Annotated in this window: 16 protein-coding genes and 1 pseudogene; 6 read left to right on the top strand and 11 right to left on the bottom strand. The window is 72.7% G+C overall.

Annotation, left to right across the window (positions count from 1 at the left end; all coding sequences use genetic code 11):
- The first annotated feature begins 11 nt into the window (after positions 1 to 11).
- Positions 12 to 1,697: a CocE/NonD family hydrolase gene (locus HOP40_RS21270; RefSeq protein ID WP_172161254.1), complete on the top strand. Its 1,686-nt coding sequence runs from the start codon at positions 12 to 14 to the stop codon at positions 1,695 to 1,697.
- Here HOP40_RS21270 and HOP40_RS21265 read toward each other — a convergent pair.
- The 5 genes from HOP40_RS21265 to HOP40_RS21245 form a co-directional block, all read right to left on the bottom strand.
- Positions 1,684 to 2,181 carry a MarR family winged helix-turn-helix transcriptional regulator gene (locus HOP40_RS21265; protein ID WP_240157185.1) on the bottom strand — a complete coding sequence of 166 codons (498 nt, stop codon included), beginning with the start codon at positions 2,179 to 2,181 and terminating at the stop codon, positions 1,684 to 1,686. The two genes, HOP40_RS21270 and HOP40_RS21265, sit on opposite strands and share 14 nt — an antisense overlap.
- Positions 2,178 to 3,125, bottom strand: coding sequence for a LysR family transcriptional regulator (locus HOP40_RS21260; protein WP_172161252.1), 948 nt, complete (start codon positions 3,123 to 3,125; stop codon positions 2,178 to 2,180). The genes HOP40_RS21265 and HOP40_RS21260 overlap by 4 nt, the downstream gene beginning before the upstream one ends.
- Positions 3,126 to 3,274: 149 nt before the next feature.
- Positions 3,275 to 4,633 carry an MFS transporter gene (locus tag HOP40_RS21255; protein ID WP_172161250.1) on the bottom strand — a complete coding sequence of 453 codons (1,359 nt, stop codon included), beginning with the start codon at positions 4,631 to 4,633 and terminating at the stop codon, positions 3,275 to 3,277.
- Positions 4,630 to 5,556: an NAD(P)-dependent oxidoreductase gene (locus tag HOP40_RS21250; RefSeq protein WP_172161248.1), complete on the bottom strand. Its 927-nt coding sequence runs from the start codon at positions 5,554 to 5,556 to the stop codon at positions 4,630 to 4,632. The genes HOP40_RS21255 and HOP40_RS21250 overlap by 4 nt, the downstream gene beginning before the upstream one ends.
- Before the next feature lie 145 nt (positions 5,557 to 5,701).
- Positions 5,702 to 6,613 carry a LysR family transcriptional regulator gene (locus HOP40_RS21245; protein WP_172161246.1) on the bottom strand — a complete coding sequence of 304 codons (912 nt, stop codon included), beginning with the start codon at positions 6,611 to 6,613 and terminating at the stop codon, positions 5,702 to 5,704.
- A gap of 132 nt (positions 6,614 to 6,745) precedes the next feature.
- Here HOP40_RS21245 and HOP40_RS21240 point away from each other — a divergent pair, with 132 nt between their 5' ends.
- Positions 6,746 to 7,969 (top strand): CaiB/BaiF CoA transferase family protein, encoded by a 1,224-nt coding sequence (locus HOP40_RS21240; RefSeq protein WP_172161244.1) that lies wholly within the window; start codon positions 6,746 to 6,748, stop codon positions 7,967 to 7,969.
- Positions 7,966 to 9,468, top strand: coding sequence for an aldehyde dehydrogenase family protein (locus HOP40_RS21235; RefSeq protein WP_172161242.1), 1,503 nt, complete (start codon positions 7,966 to 7,968; stop codon positions 9,466 to 9,468). Before HOP40_RS21240 ends, HOP40_RS21235 begins: the two co-directional genes overlap by 4 nt.
- Before the next feature lie 63 nt (positions 9,469 to 9,531).
- Here the strand turns inward: HOP40_RS21235 and HOP40_RS21230 are convergent, their stop codons facing one another.
- The 3 genes from HOP40_RS21230 to HOP40_RS21220 are packed head-to-tail and all read right to left on the bottom strand — an operon-like array spanning position 9,532 to position 13,095.
- Complete coding sequence (locus tag HOP40_RS21230) at positions 9,532 to 10,542, bottom strand: VOC family protein (protein WP_172161240.1); 1,011 nt, start codon at positions 10,540 to 10,542, stop codon at positions 9,532 to 9,534.
- Positions 10,543 to 10,555: 13 nt separating this feature from the next.
- A complete protein-coding gene (locus tag HOP40_RS21225) occupies positions 10,556 to 11,758 on the bottom strand; it encodes an FAD-dependent monooxygenase (RefSeq protein WP_240157184.1) in 1,203 nt (400 codons plus the stop codon).
- A complete protein-coding gene (locus HOP40_RS21220) occupies positions 11,755 to 13,095 on the bottom strand; it encodes an MFS transporter (protein ID WP_172161238.1) in 1,341 nt (446 codons plus the stop codon). Before HOP40_RS21220 ends, HOP40_RS21225 begins: the two co-directional genes overlap by 4 nt.
- Positions 13,096 to 13,247: 152 nt before the next feature.
- Between HOP40_RS21220 and HOP40_RS21215 the strand changes: the two genes are divergently transcribed.
- The gene (locus tag HOP40_RS21215; RefSeq protein WP_172161236.1) at positions 13,248 to 14,024 is read left to right on the top strand and encodes an IclR family transcriptional regulator; all 777 of its coding nucleotides are present in this window, start codon (positions 13,248 to 13,250) and stop codon (positions 14,022 to 14,024) included.
- 146 nt (positions 14,025 to 14,170) lie between these two features.
- Positions 14,171 to 14,890: an IclR family transcriptional regulator gene (locus HOP40_RS21210; RefSeq protein WP_240157183.1), complete on the top strand. Its 720-nt coding sequence runs from the start codon at positions 14,171 to 14,173 to the stop codon at positions 14,888 to 14,890.
- Between the two features lie 40 nt (positions 14,891 to 14,930).
- On the opposite strand, the pseudogene HOP40_RS21205 reads toward HOP40_RS21210, so the two are convergent.
- From HOP40_RS21205 to HOP40_RS21195, 3 genes and pseudogenes are all read right to left on the bottom strand, one after another.
- Positions 14,931 to 15,599 (bottom strand): annotated as a pseudogene (locus HOP40_RS21205) (dihydrolipoamide acetyltransferase family protein); the annotation flags it as partial.
- 191 nt (positions 15,600 to 15,790) lie between these two features.
- Positions 15,791 to 16,576, bottom strand: coding sequence for an SDR family oxidoreductase (locus tag HOP40_RS21200; protein WP_172161232.1), 786 nt, complete (start codon positions 16,574 to 16,576; stop codon positions 15,791 to 15,793).
- Positions 16,577 to 16,578: 2 nt separating this feature from the next.
- A complete protein-coding gene (locus tag HOP40_RS21195) occupies positions 16,579 to 16,938 on the bottom strand; it encodes a nuclear transport factor 2 family protein (RefSeq protein ID WP_172161230.1) in 360 nt (119 codons plus the stop codon).
- Positions 16,939 to 17,016: 78 nt separating this feature from the next.
- Here HOP40_RS21195 and HOP40_RS21190 point away from each other — a divergent pair, with 78 nt between their 5' ends.
- Positions 17,017 to 17,811, top strand: coding sequence for a MerR family transcriptional regulator (locus tag HOP40_RS21190; protein WP_172161228.1), 795 nt, complete (start codon positions 17,017 to 17,019; stop codon positions 17,809 to 17,811).
- Positions 17,812 to 17,836: the final 25 nt, after the last annotated feature.

Below are 17,836 nucleotides of genomic sequence, written 5' to 3'. Positions count from 1 at the left end.
GTCCCCCAGCCATGAGCACCCCCTCGCGATCCCCGCGCCCCGCGGAGCGCGTCCTGCCGGAGATGATCTGGATGCCCGGGCTCGACCCGGCCACCGGCGGGCACCCGGGCCTGCGCACGGGCGAGGTCGTCGAGGAGGACGGCGTCCGCATCGAGCGCGACGTCCCCGTCGTCCTGCGCGACGGGGTCACCGTCTACGTCGACGTCTTCCGGCCCGCCGCGGCCACCGCGCCCGTCCCGGCGATCCTGACGCTGAGTCCCTACGGCAAGCACGCGCCGAAGGGCTTCCACCTCTTCCCGGGTGCCGAGGTGCCGGCGGACGCGATCTCCCGGCACACGGTGTGGGAGGGGCCCGACCCGATGTGGTGGGCGCAGCGCGGGTACGCCGTCGTCAACGCCGACTCGCGCGGGTCCTGGATGTCGGAGGGCGACCTGGTCGTCCTCAGCGAGCAGGAGGGCGAGGACGGCCACGACGTCGTCGAGTGGACGGCGGCGCAGCCGTGGTGCACGGGCAGGGTCGGGATGAGCGGGGTCTCGTACCTGGCGGTCGTCCAGTGGCGCGTCGCCGCGACGCGGCCCCCGCACCTGGCCGCCATCAACCCGTGGGAGGGCTGGAGCGACTGCTACCGCGACTACTTCTTCCACGGCGGCATCCCCGAGACCAAGTTCGTCACGTTCACGCAGTGGTCCTGCCGGTGCGGGCCGGGGCGGGTCGAGGACCTGCCGGCGATGCACGCGGCCCATCCCCTGCTCGACGACTACAACCGCAGCAAGTCGGTGCCCGACCTGTCCGTGATCGACGTCCCGGCCTACTGCGTGACCGACTGGGGCGACCACGGGCTGCACACGCGCGGGACGATCGAGGCGTGGCGCGAGGTGGGCTCCCCGCACAAGTGGCTCGAGGTGCACGGCCGCAAGAAGTGGCAGTACTACTACCGGCCGGAGAGCCTGCGCCGGCTCCGCGCCTTCTTCGACCACTTCCTCATGGGGACCGACGACGAGGTGCGGACCTGGCCGCCGGTGCGGATCGAGGTCCGCGAGCGCTACGCCGTGGGAGTCGAGCGCGCGGAACGGGAGTGGCCGCCGGCCCGCACCGACCACCGGCCCTTCGCCCTCGACGCCACCGCCGGCACCCTGGTCGCCGGGCAGCCGGCCGCCGCGGCGGCCGTCGAGTACGACCCGGCGGCCGAGGACGGGCGCGCGGTCTTCGACCTCCGGTTCGACGCCCGCACCGAGATCACCGGGTACGCGAAGCTGCGCCTGTGGGTCGAGATCGACGAGGGCGACGACATGGACCTCTTCGTGGGCCTGCAGAAGCTCGACCGCTCCGGCCGGCAGGTGCACTTCCCCTACTGGTCGATGATGGACGACGGTCAGGTCGCGCTGGGCTGGCTGCGGGCGAGCCACCGCGAGCTCGACGACGAGCGCTCCACGCCGTGGCAGCCGCGCCTGCGCCACGAGCGGCAGCTGCCGCTGCGCCCCGGCGAGCCCACGCCCGTCGAGATCGAGATCTGGCCGTCGTCGACGCTGTTCGCGGCCGGCGAGTCGCTGCGGCTGGTCGTGCAGGGCCGGGACCTGCACCGCTACGACATCGGCCCGGCCCAGGCCCACGAGCAGTCGGTCAACCGCGGACGGCACCGCATCCGCACCGGCGGCGCGTTCGACAGCCACCTCCTGCTGCCGGTCATCCCGGCCTGAGCGGGTGACCGGGGCCGAGCCGCGCGGCGTCGTGGGCGTCCAGCACCCGCGTGAGCAGCCCGACCAGCTGGTCCAGCTCGGCCGGGGACAGCGCGGCGAACAGGGCGGGCTGGAGGTCGCGCGCCGCCTCGGTGACCCGGCGCTCGGCGGCGGCGCCCGCGTCGGTCAGCGCGACCAGGGTGCGCCGGCGGTCGCGCGGATCGCGGCTGCGGGTGACGAAGCCGTGGCGCTCGAGGGCGTCGACGAAGCCGACGACCTGGCTGCGGTCGAGGTCGAGCCGATCGGCGATCTCGGCCTGGGCCAGCGGCCCGAAGTCGTGGAGGGCGACCAGCACGGCGTGCTGGCTCAGCCGCAGGCCGTGCTCGGCGAGGCTGCGCCACAGCGTGCGCATCGCCGCGCGTGCGACGTTGCCCGCCAGGTAGGACGCGATGCCGAGCAGGGTCGGGGGGCGCACGCCGGCCGCGCCCTCACCGCTGTCGCTCACCGCGCCGCCAGGTACACCCGGGTGCGCTCGACGAGCTGCGTGGACCGGGCCGACAGCTGCCGGTCGGCGCGCACGATGCTGAGCACGGGCAGCGTCAGGTCGGCGTCCAGGATCGGGATCTCGCGCAGGCTCCCGTCGGCCAGCTCGTCCTGGACGCAGGCGCGGAACAGCAGGCACGCGGCCGCGCCGCGGCGGATGACGCGCTTCATCGCCTCCGGGTGCCCCAGCTCCATCGTCACGTTCTGCGGTGCGGCACCGAGCTCCACGAGGTAGCGGTCGATGGCGTCGCGCGCCCGTGCCCCGGCCGCCGGGGCGACGACGGGGATCGAGCGCAGGTCGGCCAGCGCCAGCCCGTCGATCCCCGGCAGGCTGTCGGTGCCGGCGACGAGGGTGATCTCCTCGCGGCCGATCTCCGTGGACCGCACGTGCGGGTGGTCGTACTCGGTGCCCGCGATGACGATGCCCAGGTCGCACTCGCCGGAGGCGACCGCGTCGAAGGCCGCCTCGGGCTCGGAGACGTTCATGGAGATGACCGCCCCCGGCCGCTCCCGGCCGAACTCGGCGAGCACCGGCGGGAGGAGGTAGCTGCCGACGGTCTGGCTCGTCGCCAGCAGGATCCGCTCGTTCTCGACGGTGTTCAGCTCGTCGAGGTGCCGCATGAGCTCGCGGGTCTCGGCGAGGGTCGTGCACGCCCACCGGTACACCTGCTCGCCGGCCGGCGTCAGCTTCATCTTCTGGCCGTCGCGGTAGAGCATGCGGACCCCGAGCCGCTCCTGCAGCGACCGCAGGTGCCCCGACACCACCGACTGCGCGACCCAGAGGTGCTCCGCGGCGCGCGAGACCCCGCCGAGCTCCACCACCGAGCACAGGACCTCCAGCTTCTGGAGGGTGATCCGGTTGTCGTAGCGCAGCGGGACGCGGGACTCCGGGGACGCGATGCTCATCTGGGGACCCTCATCACCGTTGAGACCCACAATCATTGTGTTCCTCAATGATTTAACCGCGCGCGTCCCGGCGGCGCAACAGCCGGGCACGCACGCGGGCGGCCCGGCCCACGGCGTGCTGCCGTGACCGGACCGCCCGGGGTGCCTCGTCAGGAGACCGGCCGGCCCGCCACGGACGGGACGTCGGCCCCGTGCCCGGTCCTGCGGTCGAGCTCGGCGTAGTCGAGCCCGCGCGTCTCGCGGGAGTGGTACAGCGCCACCGCACTGATCGACGCGGCCACCACGAGGTAGGCCGCGATGCCGAACCAGTTGCCGTACACCGCCAGCAGGATCCCGGCGAGGATCGGGGCGAGCGCACCGGCCAGGATCGAGGCGACCTGGTGCCCGACGGAGATGCCCGTGTAGCGCATGCGGGTCGGGAACATCTCGGACAGGAACGCCGCCTGCGGGCCGTACATGCAGGCGTGGGCGAGGAGCCCGCCGACCAGCACCACGGTGATGGCGAGCCGCTGGTTCGTCTCGAACACCTGCCACGCGACGACGCCCCAGACGGCCGCGAGACCGATGCCGAACCCGATCACCGGCTTGCGGCCGACCCGGTCGGACAGGAACCCGGCGAACGGCACCGCGAACAGGTGGACGACGTGGGCGACCAGCAGCAGCCCCAGGATCTGTCCCGACGGCACGCCGACCACCACGGTCAGGTAGGTGATCGAGAACGAGACGACCATGTAGTACTGCGTGTTCTCCGAGATCCGCAGGCCCATCGCCACGAGCAGCTGGCGCGGGTACTCGCGCAGGACCTCGCGCAGCGGGGCGTGCTCCTGCTCCTCGGCGGCCACCTTCGCGATGGTCTCCCGGAAGACCGGGGCGTCCTCGATGCGGGTGCGGATGACGTAGCCGATGACGACCAGGACCGCCGAGGCCAGGAAGGCGATGCGCCAGCCCCAGGACAGGAAGGCCTCCTGGGTCAGCGTCACCGACAGCAGCGCCAGCACGCCCGTGGCCAGGATGTTGCCCGCGGGAACGGCGGCCTGCGGGAAGCTGGCCCACAGGCCCCGGCTCTCCCGGCTGCCGTGCTCGCTGACCAGCAGCACCGCGCCGCCCCACTCGCCGCCGAGCGCGAAGCCCTGCGCGAACCGGAGCACCACCAGCAGGATCGGCGCCCAGACCCCGACCTGCCCGTAGGTCGGGAGCAGGCCGATGAGGAAGGTCGCCACACCGATGATCAGCAGGCTGATCTGCAGCAGCTGCTTGCGGCCCAGCTTGTCCCCGTAGTGCCCGAAGACGATCCCGCCGACCGGCCGGGCGACGAAGCCGACCGCGTAGGTGCCCAGGGCGGCGAGGATGCCGGCGAGCTGCGAGCCCGCCTGGGGGAAGAACAGCGCGGGGAAGACCAGCGTCGCCGCGGTGGCGTAGATGAAGAAGTCGTACCACTCGACGACGGTGCCCGCGGTGCTCGCGGCCACCACCTTTGTCGGCGGCCGGTTCCGGGCGGGGGCGCTCACGCGGCGCCGCCCTGCTCCGGGACGGTCTGCGGGTCGACCTGCGCGCCGAGGTGCAGCGCGAGGGCGGTGCAGTCGCGCTGCCCCGCACCGGCCGCGGAGGCGTCGGCGAACAGCTTCTCCGCCGAGGCGGCGGTGTCCATCCGCACGTCGAACTCCGCGCCGAGGGCGGTCGCCAGGCCGAGGTCCTTCTTCAGCAGGTCGATCATGAAGCCGGCCTCGTAGCCGTGCGAGCTCGGCGAGGTCGGGACGACGCCCGGGAGCGGGAACCAGGTGCGGAAGGCCCAGTTGTCCCCGGAGGAGCGGGTGACGACGTCGAAGAAGGCCTGCGGGTCGAGACCGAGCCGCTGCGCGAGGACCGACGCCTCGCAGGCCGTCGCCATGCCGACGCCGAGCATCGCGTTGTTGACGACCTTCATCGCCTGCCCGTCACCGCTCACGCCGATGTGCGCGATGTAGGAGCCGACCGACTTCAGGAACGGTTCGGCGGTGGCGACGTGGTCCAGGTCGCCGCCCAGCATCAGGGTGAGAGTCCCCTGTTCCGCGCCCTGCACGCCGCCGGACACCGGGGCGTCGACGAAACCGACGCCGTTCTCCCTGGCCAGCTCGGCCAGCGTCCGGGCCGTGTCGATGCCGGTGGTGGAGCAGTCGACGGCCACCGCGCCGCGGGGCATGTGCGCGAACGCACCGTCCGGTCCGGTGAGGACCTCGGTGACCTCCCGGCCCGACTGCAGCATCGTGAAGACCACGTCGGCGTCCCGGACGGCCTCGGCGACCGTCGCGACCACCTCGACGCCCTTCGCCCGCGCGGCCTCGCGGGCCGGCTCGACGATGTCGACCCCGCGGACGGTGTGGCCGGCCTCCACCAGGTTCGCGGACATGGGGACCCCCATGTGTCCGAGACCGATCCAGGCGACGTTGCTCATGTTCACTCCTCGTGGGCCCGGCCGCTGCACCGGGCGTCGTGACGACTGCGGTGCACACAGCGTGCGAGCGGTCGGAGGAGCGGCCAATGCCCATCGGTACAGAGCGCCTGTGCACGAACGCAGACGCCGGAGCTGTGCCGTGTGCTCAGAGGAGCTCGTCCCGGCGCAGCCGGACCTCCTCGTGGAGCGCGCCCCGCACGGCCCGCACGGCCGGGCGCGAGGTGCTGTCGCGGCGCACCGCGAGCGTGAACGCCAGCATCAGCGGGGGCACCCCGACGTCGACGACCCGCAGCTCGGGGGCGCGCAGGGCGAGGAACTGCGGGACGAGGGCGATCCCCGCGCCGACCCGGGCCGCCTCCAGCTGGGCGAAGATGTTCGTCGAGGCGAACCGCGCGGTCACGCCGGGCAGGTGGTGGTCGAGGTCGAGGTCGCCGACCTGCAGCAGCGAGTCGACGTAGAACGCCACGGTGTGGCGCGCGAGGTCGCCCACCGTCTGCGGCGTCCCGTGCCGCTCGAGGTACTCCTCGCTCGCGTACAGCCGCAGCGCGTAGTCGGCGAGCTTCTCGGCGAACAACCGGCCGGTGGCGGGCTTCCCGACCGCGACGGCCAGGTCGAAGCCGGACTGGTGCAGGATCAGGTTCCGCGTCGCGGTGATCAGCTCGATGGTGAGGTTGGGGTGCGTGTCGCGCAGGCGCTTGAGCGCCGGCACGGCGAACACGGTGCCGAACCCGTCGGGCGCGGTGAGCCGGAAGTTGCCGGACACGGCGTCCTCCCGCATTCCGGACGCCGCCAGGGCCGCGCGCTCCACCGCCTCCTGGATCGGCCGGGCGGGCTCCGCCACCGCGCGGCCGATCTCGGTCAGCTCCCACCCGTCGGCGCCGCGCTCGAGCAGGCGCACCTGCAGGATCTTCTCGAGCGCCTTGATTCGCCGGGACACCGTGGTGTGGTCGACGCCGAGCGCGTCCGCCGCCGCCACCAGCCGGCCCGTGCTCGCCACCGCCAGCAGGTACCGGAGGTCGTCGGCCCGCAGCCGGCGGACGTCCACGTCTGAGCTCATCCGGCATCCTCCGTCGGCGGCGCGCACCGCTGCGCGAACTGCTGCGGGAGACTACTGACATCTGCGATTCTGCACATCCTGTCTGTGCAGCCGGTGCTTGTACGCAGGCCGGGGGTCCCGCAGCCTCGGCTCATGGCAGAGCGCAGCGCAGGACCGGACCGGACGGGTCCGCTCGACGGCACCGTGGTCGTCGACCTCTCCCGGGCCCTCGCCGGACCGCACGCGACGATGGTGCTGGCCGACCTGGGGGCCCGGGTCGTCAAGGTGGAGGGGCCCGGCGGCGGCGACGAGACCCGCTCCTGGGGCCCGCCGTTCGTCGGGCCGGCGGATGCTCCCGAGTCGACCTACTTCATGGCGGCCAACCGCAACAAGGAGTCGATCCAGCTCGACCTCAAGCAGGCGGCCGACCTCGACGTCCTGAAGGACCTCCTGCGGCGGGCCGACGTCCTCGTGGAGAACTTCCGCCCCGGCGTCCTCGACCGGCTCGGGCTCCCCGTGGCGGAGCTGCGGCGGCTCAACCCGGCCCTGGTCCTGCTGTCCATCACCGGGTTCGGCCACGACGGGCCCGAGGGCGGGCGCGCCGGCTACGACCAGATCGCGCAGGGCGAGGCCGGGCTCATGAGCCTGACCGGCCCCTCGGCCGACCGGCCGACCCGCGTCGGCCTGCCGATCGGGGACGTCCTGGCCGGACTGAACGGGGCGATCGGCGTCCTGGCCGCGCTCGCGGAGCGGAGCCGCACCGGCGAGGGCGCCGTCGTCCGCACCTCGCTGCTGGCGGGGCTGGTCGGCGCCCACGCCTTCCAGGGCACCCGGTGGACCGTCGCGCACGAGGTCCCCCAGCCCAGCGGCAACCACCACCCGCAGATCGCGCCGTACGGCACCTTCCGCTGCGCCGACGGCACCCTGCAGCTGGCCGTCGGCAACGAGGCCATCTGGGCCCGCTTCGCCCCGGTCGTCGGGATCGACCCCCGGGAGCCGCGGTTCGCCGACAACGCGTCCCGGTTCGCCCACCGCGACGACCTGGTCGAGCTCGTCGAGAAGGCCTTCGCCGACCGCAGCCGCGACCGCTGCCTCGCGGAACTCGCCGACGCGGGAGTGCCCGCGGGCGCCATCCGCACCCTCGACGAGGTCTACGACTGGGAGCAGACCCGCAGCCAGGGCCTGGTCGTCGAGGTGGACCACCCCGTCGTCGGGACGGTGGAGCTGCCCGGACCGGCGCTGCGCCTCGAGGGGCTCGACGGCTCGCCCCGCGGCCGGTCGCACCACACCGCTCCCCCGACGCTCGACCAGCACGCCGACGGGGTCCGCGCGTGGATCACCGGGACCGCACGCCCCACGGGAAGGACCGTCGCATGACCGCCCTGCACACCCCCGCCCACGCCGGGATCCCCGCCGGCGACGTCCCGACCTGGACGATGCTCGTCGACGGGGCCTGGACGCCGGCCGCGTCCGGCGCGCTGGACGACGTCGTCACCCCCGCGCACCGCGGACGGGTGATCGCCCGCGTCGCCCGGGCCGGCCGCGAGGACGTCGACCGCGCCGTCCGGGCCGCCCGCGCCGCCTTCGGCCCCTGGAGCGGCGAGCACTTCACGGTCCGCCAGCGCGCGCTCGCACGGATCGCCGACGCCGTCGAGGCCCGCTCCGAGGAGCTCGCCCGCCTCACCGCCGCCGACACCGGCAACGCCCTGCGGACCCAGGCCCGTCCCGAGGTGGCCACGCTGGTCGACCTGTTCCGCTACTTCGCCGGGGTCGCCGGCGAGGTCAAGGGCACCACGCTCCCCGCGGGCGACGGCCAGCTGCAGTACACCCGCCTCGAGCCGCTCGGCGTCGTCGGGGCGATCCTGCCCTGGAACTCCCCCCTGATGATCGCCGGGTTCAAGGTGCCCGCCGCGCTCGCGGCCGGGAACACGGTGGTGCTCAAGGCCGCCGAGGACGCACCGCTGTCCGTGCTGCTGCTCGCGGAGATCTGCGCCGGGTTCCTGCCCCCGGGCGTGCTCAACGCGTTCTCCGGACTGGGCCGCGAGGCCGGAGCCGCCCTCGTCGAGCACCCCGGCGTCGACAAGCTGTCCTTCACCGGCTCCACCGAGGTCGGGCGCGGGGTGGCCCGGCACGCCGGCGAGCGCCTCGTGCCCGCCTCCCTCGAGCTCGGCGGCAAGAACCCGAGCATCGTGTTCCCCGACGCCGTCGGCGACGACCTGGTCCCCGGCCTGCTCGCGTCCTCCCGCTTCGCCCGCCAGGGCCAGAGCTGCACCGCCGGCTCGCGCCTGTTCCTGCACGAGGACGTCCACGACGAGGTCCTCGACCGGCTCGTCACCGCGATGGGCGCCCTGACCGTCGGCGACCCGCTCGACGAGGCCAGCGACATCGGCGCGGTGATCAACGCGAAGCAGTTCGGCGCGATCGACGACTACCTGCGCGCCGGCCGCGAGGACCCGGCCATGTCCACCGCCCTCGGCGGCACCGCCCCGGTCGACGGACCCCTGACCGAGGGCTACTACCACCTCCCCACCGTCTTCAGCGGTGCCCGCAACGAGTTCCGGCTCGCCCGCGAGGAGATCTTCGGGCCGGTGCTCGTCGTCATCCCGTGGCGGGAGGTCGACGACGTCGTGCGGATGGCCAACGACAGCCACTACGGCCTGGCCGCCTACGTCTGGGGCCGCGACCTCGACCGGACCCTGACCACCGCCCACCGGCTCCAGGCCGGCTGGATCCAGGTCAACCAGGGCGGGGGGCAGGTCGTCGGCCAGTCCTACGGCGGGTACAAGGACAGCGGGATGGGCCGCGAGGTGTCGCTGGAGGGGATGCTCGCGGGCTTCACCCAGACCAAGCAGGTCAACGTCCGGCTGCGCGGCTGAGCCCGACCGCGTTCCCGACCCTGGGGCGGTCAGGCCCACGCCGGAGCGGTGGACGTCGCCCGATCACCGACCGGCCGCACCCGGCACGAGCAGCTTCTCCTGCCCCGCGTTCGCGGGGGTCCCGTAGACGAAGTAGGTCTCGGCCGGCAGCGTCGCCCCGCCGATGGCGAGGCCCGTGTCGAAGTCGCTGATGTCCCAGGTCACCATCTCGTGGTCGGGCTCGAACTGCAGGATCCCGGAGTTGCCGAACAGCTCGATGCGGTTGCCCCCGGGTTCGAAGACGTAAAGGAACGCGCCCTGGGTGATGCCGTGGACGTCGGGGCCGGCCTCGATCTGGATGCCGTACTCGCGGCACAGCTCGGCGGCGTCGGTGTTGTGCTGGGGCACCCCGTACCAGAACGCGAGGTGGTGCAGGCGTCCTCGGGAGCCGGTCTGGTCCAGCATGACCGCCATCTCGTGGCCGAGGTTGTTGACGCTGAGCCAGGCCCCGATCTCGGTGTCGCCGTTCGCCGCGTCGATCACGCGCTCGCGCGTGCCGAAGCCGAGGGCCCGCTCGAACACCTCCTTCTGCGCGGTGACGTCGGAGGCCATCAGGTTGACGTGGTCCAGCCGCCGTGGGGGCATGCCCTGCAGCGGTCGCTTGGACCGGCGCGTCAGGATCGGGCTCCGCAGCTCGGCGGGTGCGCTGTACTTCTCGACGTCCCACACGAGCTCCATCGCGTGTCCGTCGGGGCTCTGGAAGGCGAAGGTGCGTCCGACGCCGATGTCGCCCGTGGTCCAGCCCGTGCCCAGGCCCTCCGCGTCGAGAGCCGCCGCCCGGCGCTCCAGGGCATCGGCCGAGGTGGTTCGCCAGCCCAGCAGGCCCAGTCCCGCGTGCTCGGCCGCGGTGAGCTTGAGGCTGTGGTGGTAGGGGTCCTCGTAGCAGCGCAGGTAGATCGAGTCCTCGTGCCGGGCGGTCACGCGCATGCCGAGCAGCTCCGTGAAGAACCACAGGCTGCCCGCCAGGTCCGGGGTGAGCAGTTCGGCGTGGGCGAGGTGTGCGATCTCGTACCTCGGCGGGACGGTGGTGGTCATGCGCAGATCTCCTTCAGTGGTGGGCATCGGCGAGTGGAAGAGCGATCGCCCGGTCGGGGTCGTGGCCGTGGATCCAGCCCAGCCACCCGTCGAGGCCGCGCAGGCGCTCGTCACGGACGTCGGCGGCGGGCCCGTCCGGGAGGTGGAGGACCGGTGAGGTGTCCCAGGACGCGCGCTGGACGGCGCGGGTGCGGGACCGACGCAGCCGCTCGTAGCGGCCGAACGCCGACTCGTACCCCTCCGGGCCCGCGTCGGCGATGCAGCGGGCGAGCACGGCTGCGTCCTCGATGGTCTGGTTCGCGCCCTGGCCGTGGTGCGGCAGCATCGCGTGGGCGGCGTCGCCCAGCAGGACGGAACGGCCGCGGCTCCACCGCAGAGGCGAGGGCAGCGTGAACAACCCCCACCGCGGGCTCTGCGGCACGGCCTCGAGCATGTCCCGGACTGCGCCGTGCCATCCGGCGAAGGCGCCGATCAGCTCACCCGGTCCGGCGTCGGTGAGGCCGGCCTGGTGGGGCCATCGCCGCGGGCCGTCCAGCACCGCGAGGTAGTTGACGCTCTCACCGACCTGGTAGTGCAGTACGTGCCCGCCGGGCCCCATCCAGAACTGGACGGCGGAGGGCGACGGCAGGGACGGGAGCGCCTCGATCGGCGCCATCCCGCGGAACCCGCTCGTGCCCGAGTAGACCGGGGCGGAGTCGTCGACGTGCCGTCGCACCCGCGAGTGCACGCCGTCGGCACCGACCACCGTGCGGGCGTGCACCGTCCGGCCGTCGCGGAAAGTGAGGACCACGCCGTCTGCGCGGTCGCTCACCCCGACCAGGCACCGGCCGAGGTGCAGCCGCTCCACGCCCCAGGCTTCGCTGAGGGTCCGCTGGAGCGACGCGCGGTGGATGCCCCAGAACGGTGCGCCGAAGCGCCGCGCGTACGCCTCACCGACGGGATGCTCGGCGACGACGGCACCGCTGCGCCAGTGCCGGTACTGCAGTGAGGTCGGCACCACGGAGGCGGCGGCGAGCTCGTCACCGAGGCCCAGCCGCTGCAGGATCCGGGAGCCGTTCGCGGCGATCGCGACCGCCGCTCCGACCTCGCGCAGGGCATCGGCCTGCTCGAACACCTCGGCTTCGAGCCCGCGCTGTCGCAGCGCGAGTGCGAGGGTCAGCCCGCCGATACCGCCGCCGATCACCGCGATGTCGACGTCCGTGGTCGCCATCGTCATGCCCCGATCGAGGGTCGGGTGCCGGCGGTGCGCGGAGCCGCCGTGCGGTTCCGGATCAGTCCCAGTGCTGCGGCGGCGATGATCCCGGGAACAGCGAAAGCCAGGAAGTTCACGTGGAGCGGAACGCCGGCCGACAGCAGGACGCCCCCCAGCAACGGTCCGATGATCGCCCCGATCCGACCTATCCCGAGAGCCCAACCGATTCCCGCCGACCGGGCGGACGACGGGTAGAACTGGGCGGCGTAGGCGTTGGCGAAGATCTGCGCGGCGAAGGTGGCGCCGCCACCCAGTGCGACCGATGCGTAGACCCACAGGAGCGAGCTGTCGCCGAGGAACCCGAGGGCGGCGACGAAGACCGCGGCGACGAGATAGCTCACGATCAGCACCGGCCGGGTCCCGTAGCGGTCGGAGAGGTACCCGCCGACCCAGGTGATGACGATGCCTGCGAGGAAGAGCGTCATCAGGAACGACAGGCTCGAGCCCAACGGGTACCCGGCCTCGATCATGAGTTGTGGCAGCCAGGTGAGCAGCCCGTAGATCATCAGCAGCACCATGAAGAACGCGATCCACAGCATCGCTGTGTTCACGCCGTTGCCGTTGCGGAACAGGCTCGCGACCGGCGACCGGCCGGCCGGCTCCGCCCCCGCCGTCACCCGGAGATCGCCGTGCGGGGGCAGGCCGGGGTCGAGGGCGCGCAGGGTCGCGGCGAGCTCGTCAGCGCGTCCGCGGCGCAGCAGGAAGGCCGGAGCTTCGGGAAGGTACTTCACGAGCAGGGGCACGGCGAGGAGCGGGAGCGCGCCCAGCAGGAACAACGACCGCCATCCGTAGGCGGGGATGAGCGCCACTCCGAGCAGGGCCGCGGCGATCCCGCCGACCATGTAACCGCTGAACATGACGCTGACCATCGTGCTGCGGAGCCGGGTCGGTGCGTACTCGGTGACCAGTGCGACGGCGTTGGGCATCACGCCGCCCAGTCCCAGGCCCGCGAGGAAGCGGTAGACGCCCACCTCCCACGGGGTGGCCGCGAGGAACACCGCGCCGGTGAACACCGTGTACAGCACGACGCACGCGATGATCGGCCTGCGTCGCCCGACCTTGTCGGCGAGAGCGCCGAACGCCATCGCCCCGATCATCATCCCGACGAGCGCACCGCTGCCGATCAGGCCGGCGGTCGCCGGGCTGATGCCGAACTCGACGATCATCCGAGGCACCGCGGCCCCGTAGATCGTCAGGTCGTAGCCGTCGAAGAGGATCACCAGCCCGGCGAGCAGGACGATCCGCACGTGCAGCGGACCGAACCGACTGCGACCGATGACCTCGTCGAGATCTGCATCCATGACAACCACCTCTTCGTCGGAACCGGGGCGAACCCTGGCACCCGTGCCGAACGCGTCCCACAGATCCGTTCCAGTGGTTGGAATGCCGGTCCGACGAGTCGTCCGGCATGATGTGCCGGCCGCGTCCCCCGTCCCGAGGAGCCCGATCACCGGTGACGACGCCACATCAGCAGCAGGGCATCCAGTCCGTCGAGATCGGTATGCGCGTGCTGGCGGCGCTCGAGGAGGGCGGGGGCCCGATGCCGCTGTCCAAGATCGCCGCCGGCAGCGGACTGCTACCGGGCAAGACCCACCGCTACCTGGTGAGCCTCCTGCGCAGCGGGTTCGTCACGCAGGAGATGGACACCGGGCTCTACAACCTCGGCCCGGCGGCCCGGCGGCTCGGCGTCGAGGCACTGCGCCGGGTCGACGAGGTGGGCACGGCGTCGCGCCATGCCAGCGTCCTGCGCGATCGCACCGGGCACACCGTGTACCTCGCGCTGTGGACCGACGCCGGCCCGAGCCTGGTGCGCCAGGACCACGGGTGGTACCCACTGCCGATCGTGGTCAGGATCGGCTCGATCCTGCCGATCGTGGATTCGTCGATCGGACGGGCGTTCCTCGCACACCTCCCGGAACCCCTCACCGCCCCGATCCTCGCTGCCCAGCAACGACGCAAGGAGACCTCGCAGCTCCCGCCCGAGCACCTCGCCGAGGTTCTCGACGAGGTGCGCAGGACCGGTCTCGCCACCGCCACCGGCAGCGTCATCGCCGGCCTGAACGTCATCTCGGCACCGGTCTTCGGACCGGACGGGCACATCGAGGTGGTGATCGGCGTCGCAATGCCCGCCCGCTTCGACGACGACCGCGACGTCCGCTCCATCCGCGCCGACCTGCTCACCACCGCGAGAGCCATCTCGGCCGAACTGGGGTGCCCCGCCCGGGACTGACCCGGCGTTCCAAAATATGCATTGCGTTACTCGATGCGTAATCGTAGGGTCATGGCCTCAGCCGGCGTCCGAACGGCGCCGTAGATCTCGAGGTCGAGAGCGGGCATCGCATGAGTGCGAACGAGTTGCACGGTGGCCCCTCCAAGTTGGGCCGTGCCCTGTGTCTGCTCGCGGCGTTCCGACCCGGCGACGCCGAGCTCACCCTCGCCGAACTGGCCCGCCGCACGAAGCTCCCCAAGCCGACAGCCCATCGCCTCCTCGGCGAGCTGGCCGAGTGGGAGCTGGTCGAACGCACCGAGAACGGGCACCGCCTCGGTGTCCGTCTCTTCGAGCTCGGCGCGCTCGCACCCCTGCAGCACCGGCTCCGAGAGGCGGCGGGACCGTTCCTCGCGGATCTGTTCGAGACCACGCGCAGCACCGTGCATCTGGCCGTGCTCGACGGCTCGGACGTCGTCTACGTCCACAAGCTCGGCAGCCGCCACGGACCGACGCTGCAGTCGCGGCTCGGCGGGCGGATGCCTGCGTACTGCACGGGGGTGGGCAAGGCGCTGCTCGCCCACGCCCCGCAGGCGGTCCAGCAGGAGGTGATCGGCCACCCGCTGCAGCGCCGCACGCCACGCACGATCGTGGCGCCCGGGCTCGTGCTGCGCGAGATCCGCGCTGTGCAGGGGCGCGGGTTCGCCGCCGAGCACGAGGAGTCCGCGAAGGGCATCGCCTGCGTCGCGGCGCCGGTGCTGGGCACCGATCGACGGGCGATGGCCGCGGTCTCCGTGACCAGATGGGCGCACCAGATCGACGTCGATCGCCTCGCGCCCGCCGTGCACGCCGCGGCAGTGGGGATCGCCGGAGTCCTCCGTTCCGGGTGAGTCACCCGGTCCCGTCACTCACCCCGGACCGGAGCCCGGCTCACAGGTCGGCCATCGCGGACACCGGGGCCTCCATCGCGTCGGCGACGAAGCGCAGGAACCCGCCGGCGGTGCCGCCGTCGCAGACCCGGTGGTCTAACACGAGCGAGAGCTGCACGATCTGCCGCGCGACGATCTCACCGTCCACGACCCAGGGCCGCGGGATGATGCGGCCCATCCCGAGGATCGCGACCTCGGGGTGGTTGATGATCGCGGCGCTGCCGTCGACGCCGAGGACGCCGTAGTTGTTCAGCGTGAACGAGCCGGAACCGAGCTCGGCCGCGGTGGCGGTGCCCTCGCGGGCCGCGGCCGTGAGGCGCCGGATCTCCGCGTCCAGGCCACGCATGCCGAGCCGCTGCGCGTCGCGGATCGACGGGACGACGAGGCCGCGCCCGGTCTGGGCGGCCAGGCCGAGGTTGACCCCGTCGAGGTGGGTGATCTCGCCGGCCCCGGTGTCGACCCTCGCGTTCAGCTCGGGGAACCGGGCGAGCCCGGCGACGACGAAGCGGGCGACCATGGCGAGGATGCCCGGCGCGGCACCGCTCTCTCCCAGCCGGGCGCGCAGGTCGAGCAGCGCCGTCGCGTCGACGTCCACCCACGTGGTCGCCTCGGGTATCTCCGAGCGGCTGCGGCTCAGAACCTCGGCGACGGCCCTGCACACCTCGGTCAGGGCGCGGCCGCCAGATCGCTGCGACGTTCCCGCTGAACTCCTCAACCTGCTGAAGGGCCGCCAGGCAATGCTTCGCCCGTCCGGGCAGATCCCTCCCGCTCCGCACTCCCTCACTCAGTTCTCCTTCTGAAGGGGGATCCTGCAGTTGAGTCGAGCTGCTCACGAGCGGCTGCTCGGAGCCGGTGCCCGGCTCAGACGGTCGGAACGGTGCCACCGTCGATCACGTACTCGGCCCCCACGATCGCCGAGGCGCGGTCCGAGACCAGGAAGCCCACCAGGTCCGCGATCTCCTCGGTGTTCGCGAACCGCCCCAGGGGCACTCCTCCGAGGGAGTCGAAGATGGTCTGCTCGGCTGCCTCACGTGTGAGTCCGTTTCCCTCGGCGATCCGGTCCACGAACCTCTCGTAGGCCTCGGTCTCGATCCCGCCGGGGCTGACCGCGTTGACCCGGATGCCGCGCGGCGCGAGCTCGTTGGCGAGTCCCTTGCTGTAGGTGCGCAGCGCGGCCTTCGCCGCGGCGTAGGCCAGGGACGCGTCGTACAGGGGCAGCTCTCGCTGGATCGAGGTGAAGTGCAGCACCACCCCCGACCCCGACTCGATCATCGCCGGGAGGAGCGCTCGATCCAGCCGCACCGCTCCGAGGAGGTTGAGGTTCAGCTCGACGAGCCACTGGTCGTCGGTGATGGCGGCGAATCCACCGGGCGGCGTCGACGCCCCTCCGACGACGTGCACCAGGATGTCGAGTGCTCCGGTCTCAGCGATCCGAGCGGCCACGGCGTCGGCGCCGTCCACCGTCGAGGTGTCCGCTTCGATGAACCGGTCAGGGTGCTCGTACCCGTCGGGCATCGTCCGCGCCGTCACGAACACGTCGGCACCCATCTCCCGCAGTCGTTCGACCACGGCCCTGCCCGAGCCCTTCGAGCCGCCCGTGACCAGCGCCCGGCGACCGTCGAGGCGATCGCGATCCGAACCGGACACGGTCAGGCCGCGTGGTTGGCGATGACGAGCTCGGCGACGAGGTCGTCCCGCAGCGTGAACCGGTAGTCGAGCTCGGCGACGCCACCCGGGAAGGTGCCCTCGAGCCGCACGGTCACCACCCAGTGGGCGTCGTCGACGCGGCGAGCGCCGATCTGCTCGGTCGTGAACTCGAACTCGGACCCGGCGTCCCGCAGGAACGCGTGGGCCTCTCGGCCGCGGAAGGTCTCGCCCTGGTCGACGACCACCGCGTCCTCGGTCAGGAACGACGAGGCGGTGCCGCCGTCGCGGACGATCTGGGCGGCCATGAACGCACGCACGGTGGTCGGGAGCAGATCGGACGGGAGGTCGGTGTGCTGTGTCATGAGCCCACCGTGGGACCTCACGGCGCGGGAGGGTCAAGCCGTGGACCCTCCCCCGGGGAGAGCGTTCAGGATGAGGGGGTGCTGACCATCGGGGAGTTCTCCCGCCTGACCCACCTGAGCGTGCGGACCCTGCGCCGGTACCACGACGCGGCCCTGCTGGAACCCGCCGTGGTGGACGAGGCCACCAGCTACCGCTACTACGGCGTCGACCAGATCCCGACCGCGCAGGTCATCCACCGGCTCCGCGAGCTCGACGTCCCTCTCAGCGACGTGCAGCGGATCCTGCGGACCCCCGACCCCGGCGTCCGGGCGGCTCTGGTCGCGGAACACCTGCAACGCCTCGAGGACGTTCTCGACCGCACGCGGGCCACGGTCGTGTCGCTGCGCCGCCTGCTCCGGCCCGACCCCACGCCGATCGACGTCGAGCTGCGCGCGGAGCCCGCCCGGACGGTCGCGGCGGTGGAGGCCGTGGTCGGGCATCGCGACGTCTCGATCTGGTACGCCGGCGCGATGGCCGAACTGGAGGCGGCCGTCGGCGCCGCCGTGACCGGACCGCCGGGCGGCAGCTACGACAACGCTCTCTTCGAGCACGAGCGGGGTCACGCGCTCGTCTACCTGCCGACCGCTTCACCACCTCGCTCCGGACGCGTGCACCCCGTGCGCCTGCCGGCCGCGGAACTGGCCGTCACCACCCACGTCGGCGAGCACGACGGCGTCGAGGTCACCTACGGCGAACTCGGGACCTGGGTGGTGGAGAACGCGATGTCGGTGGCCGGGCCGGTGCGGGAGGTCTACCTCGTCGGCCCTCGTGACACGAGCGATCCCGCTGCGTGGCGCACCGAGATCGGCTGGCCGGTCTTCCGTCTGACCTGAGGCGGCCCCCGGTGCCCGGCGCACA

Origin of the sequence: Pseudonocardia broussonetiae (genome assembly GCF_013155125.1) — a bacterium.
Classification (GTDB): Bacteria; Actinomycetota; Actinomycetes; order Mycobacteriales; family Pseudonocardiaceae; genus Pseudonocardia; species Pseudonocardia broussonetiae.
This window is presented reverse-complemented; position numbering and strand designations above follow the sequence as displayed.

Excerpts from the sequence above, each read along its gene's own strand:
- HOP40_RS21270 (WP_172161254.1), top strand. The coding sequence starts at position 12 with ATGAGCACCCCCTCGCGATCCCCGCGCCCCGCGGAGCGCGTCCTGCCG.
- HOP40_RS21260 (WP_172161252.1), bottom strand. The coding sequence starts at position 3,125 with ATGAGCATCGCGTCCCCGGAGTCCCGCGTCCCGCTGCGCTACGACAAC.
- HOP40_RS21250 (WP_172161248.1), bottom strand. The coding sequence starts at position 5,556 with ATGAGCAACGTCGCCTGGATCGGTCTCGGACACATGGGGGTCCCCATG.
- HOP40_RS21245 (WP_172161246.1), bottom strand. The coding sequence starts at position 6,613 with ATGAGCTCAGACGTGGACGTCCGCCGGCTGCGGGCCGACGACCTCCGG.
- HOP40_RS21240 (WP_172161244.1), top strand. The coding sequence starts at position 6,746 with ATGGCAGAGCGCAGCGCAGGACCGGACCGGACGGGTCCGCTCGACGGC.
- HOP40_RS21235 (WP_172161242.1), top strand. The coding sequence starts at position 7,966 with ATGACCGCCCTGCACACCCCCGCCCACGCCGGGATCCCCGCCGGCGAC.
- HOP40_RS21230 (WP_172161240.1), bottom strand. The coding sequence starts at position 10,542 with ATGACCACCACCGTCCCGCCGAGGTACGAGATCGCACACCTCGCCCAC.
- HOP40_RS21225 (WP_240157184.1), bottom strand. The coding sequence starts at position 11,758 with ATGACGATGGCGACCACGGACGTCGACATCGCGGTGATCGGCGGCGGT.
- HOP40_RS21220 (WP_172161238.1), bottom strand. The coding sequence starts at position 13,095 with ATGGATGCAGATCTCGACGAGGTCATCGGTCGCAGTCGGTTCGGTCCG.
- HOP40_RS21195 (WP_172161230.1), bottom strand. The coding sequence starts at position 16,938 with ATGACACAGCACACCGACCTCCCGTCCGATCTGCTCCCGACCACCGTG.